This window comes from Achromobacter sp., assembly GCF_057314935.1.
Genome location: NZ_DBHKZA010000081.1, coordinates 22458 through 25751 on the forward strand (window position 1 = coordinate 22458; position 3294 = coordinate 25751).

Consider the following 3294-nt stretch of genomic DNA (forward strand, 5'->3'; position numbering starts at 1 on the left):
AAGCAAGGCGTCCCAAGCAAGGCGTCCCATTGATGCGTTTTCAGTCGATTGCAGCTTAGTTTTTGCTGAATATGCTGCTAGTCCTGGCGCGGATGTGGAGCAGGGCGATGGATTCACGGAATCTATTGCCGCTGGCCGAATCTAATCCAGTAGTGATGTTTGTAGATGTGCAGTGCAATTTGACCCGCAGAAATTATCAGGCTCGCGCGTCAAATTTGTTACATAGTTAATTAATATAGCTGATAGCTGAGCGGTGAATCAGGCAGTTCAGCGGCGAGTCGTTTTGCGTAGCGTTAGTGGTCTGGGTGCTGTGTCTACATAAGCTGCTAGGGGCTATGTCCCCATAAGCAAGCAAAGCCTATTTATAGGCAGACAGCCCCCCCAACGCCCGAAATCCGCCGCGGAATGAGGTCATGCACGTCAAGCGCCCGAACGGTATTGCACCGTAATGGCGACAAGCGGGCTCGAAAGAGCTGGCGCTGCGAACAACGCAGCCGCGTGATTTCTGCCAATTCACCAGTTTTACCCGTATTTGCGCCGCGCTGGGCCACCGTCCAGGGCGGCTTTATGCGGTGCAACATGCCCAAACGGGTTGCGACGACCACGGAAGCGACTATGACCAAATCCACCGGCAAATCCTCCTCTGCAATTGATGCGGCTGAACTCAAGGCCCCTGCGGCCAAGCGCGCCGTAAGCATGGCGGCGGAAAAAGCGCCCGCCAAAACGGCGGTGAAGGTCGCCAAGCCCGCTGCCAAGACGGCTGCCAAGAAGGCAACCAAGACGGCCGCGGCTGACAAGCCCGAAAAAGTGACGAAGGCCCGCGCCAAGAAGGCTGAAGACAAGCTCGCCGACTTGGTTGGCAGCGCACGTCCGGCAGTGCCCAGCGGCCGCCGTCCGGGCCGCCCCGCGAAGAATGCGAACAACGATTCCGACGGTTTCGACGACACGATGGACGGCGAAGGCGAAGTCCTGCCCGATCTGAAGCCGCCCAAGCGCGGCGGCAAGCGCGGCAAGGCGGATCCCAAGGATCTGATCGCCCGCGGCCCCGTGACCCCGGAAGAATACGAAGCGCGCCGCAACCGCCTGAAGCAGCTGATCAAGCTGGGCAAGGACCGCGGCTACCTGACGTACGGCGAAATCAACGACCATCTGCCTGACGACCTGGTCGACGCCGAAGCCATCGACGGCATCATCAGCACGTTCAGCGACATGGGTATCGCGGTCTATGACCAGGCCCCGGACGCCGAAACGCTGCTGATGAGCGAAAACGCGCCGGTTGCGTCCAACGATGACGACGTCGAAGACGAAGCCGAAGCCGCGCTGACTACGGTGGACTCCGATTTCGGCCGCACCACCGACCCCGTGCGCATGTACATGCGCGAAATGGGTTCGGTCGAGCTGCTGACCCGCGAAGGCGAAATCGAGATCGCCAAGCGTATCGAAGACGGCCTGAAGCACATGGTCATGGCCATTTCGGCCTGCCCGACCACGATCAACGAGATCCTCGCCCACATCCTGCGCGTTCGCGAAGGCCAGGCGCAGATCGACGAAGTCGTCGATGGCCTGGTCGATCCGGAAGACGGTGAAGAGTACGCCGGCGCCGGTGTCACCGCCGACGAAGACGAAAGCGATGACGGCCCCGCGGGCGGCATGTCCAGCAAGCAGCTGGAAGACCTGCGCGTGAAGGCATTGGCCAAGTTCGACGAGGTCAACAAGCAGTTCGACAAGATGCGCCTGTCGTACGAGAAGGACGGCTACAAGTCGGACGTCTACGTGCGTGCCCAGGAATCCATCCAGAACGAACTGATGGGCATCCGCTTCACGGCCAAGATGGTCGAAAAGCTGGCTGACACGCTGCGCAACCAGGTTGAAGAAGTGCGCCAGCTTGAGCGCGCCGTCCTGCACACGTGTGTGGACCGTGCCGGCATGCCGCGCACGCACTTCATCAAGGTCTTCCCGGGCAACGAAACCAACCTGCAGTGGGTGGTGGAAGAAGTCGCCGCCGGCCATCCGTACGCCGAGACGCTGGAGCGCCAGATTCCCGCCGTGCAGGAACTGCAGCAAAAGCTGATCGACTTGCAAACGCGCGTCGTGCTGCCGCTGAAAGACCTGAAAGACGTCAACAAGCGCATGGCCACTGGCGAAGCCAAGGCCCGCAAAGCCAAGCGCGAAATGACCGAGGCCAACCTGCGCCTGGTGATCTCGATCGCCAAGAAGTACACGAACCGTGGCCTGCAGTTCCTGGATCTGATCCAGGAAGGCAACATCGGCTTGATGAAGGCCGTGGACAAGTTCGAGTACCGCCGCGGCTACAAGTTTTCGACGTACGCCACGTGGTGGATCCGTCAGGCCATCACGCGTTCGATCGCCGATCAGGCGCGCACCATCCGTATCCCGGTTCACATGATCGAAACGATCAACAAGATGAACCGGATCAGCCGTCAGATCCTGCAGGAAACCGGCGCCGAGCCGGATCCCGCGACCCTGGCGCAAAAGATGGACATGCCGGAAGACAAGATCCGCAAGATCCTGAAGATCGCGAAGGAACCGATCTCCATGGAAACGCCGATCGGTGACGACGATGACTCGCACCTGGGCGATTTCATCGAAGACACGTCGACCCTGGCGCCTTCGGATGCGGCATTGCACGGCTCCATGCGTGATGTGGTCAAGGAAGTGCTAGACTCTCTCACCCCGCGTGAAGCCAAGGTTCTGCGTATGCGTTTCGGCATCGAAATGAGCACCGACCAGACCCTGGAAGAAGTGGGCAAGCAATTCGACGTCACACGTGAGCGCATCCGCCAAATAGAGGCTAAAGCGCTGCGCAAGCTGCGTCACCCCAGCCGGGCCGACAAGCTGAAGAGCTTCCTGGAAGGGCAGTAATCGTTTCCTGGGCCTCTAGCTCATGCCTGGTTAGAGCAGCGGACTCATAATCCGTTGGTGCCGAGTTCGACTCTCGGGGGGCCTACCAAGAATTAGCGCGGGTTTGCGGGCAGTTTACGCAACCCGCGCTTTCTTTTGTGTGGGGGATTTTTTGCCAATTTCCCCCAACGCCAATTTGATCGACTCGGTAGCCAAGTGCGCATAGCGTTGTGTACTGGCTGCCGACTTGTGACCCAGCACCGCGCCGACCGTGTACAGGTTGACCTTGGCGTTGATCATGGCGCTTGCCGCGCTGTGCCGCAGGTCGTGAAAGCGCAGATGGCCCATGCCTACAGCGGTCGCTGCTGCCTTGAACTCCTTAGACACGTTCCACTTGTTGCGCGGCCCCACCTTAGCCGCGGCCCGAATCTT

2 protein-coding genes and 1 tRNA gene are annotated in these 3294 nt (G+C 59.9%); 2 read left to right on the top strand and 1 reads right to left on the bottom strand.

Going from position 1 to position 3294, the window contains the following annotated elements:
* The first annotated feature begins 615 nt into the window (after window positions 1-615).
* Complete coding sequence (gene rpoD, locus ACO6D5_RS24295; protein ID WP_315528399.1) at window positions 616-2883, top strand: RNA polymerase sigma factor RpoD; 2268 nt, start codon at window positions 616-618, stop codon at window positions 2881-2883.
* A gap of 9 nt (window positions 2884-2892) precedes the next feature.
* Window positions 2893-2971 (top strand) — tRNA-Ile (locus ACO6D5_RS24300).
* Window positions 2972-2997: 26 nt separating this feature from the next.
* On the opposite strand, the gene ACO6D5_RS24305 is transcribed toward ACO6D5_RS24300, so the two are convergent.
* The coding region (locus tag ACO6D5_RS24305) for a tyrosine-type recombinase/integrase (RefSeq protein WP_485826794.1) at window positions 2998-3294 on the bottom strand (297 nt) is incomplete at its 5' end.

What these genes read in the sequence shown, in the direction of transcription:
- rpoD (WP_315528399.1), top strand. Translation starts at nt 616, where the DNA reads ATGACCAAATCCACCGGCAAATCCTCCTCTGCAATTGATGCGGCTGAA.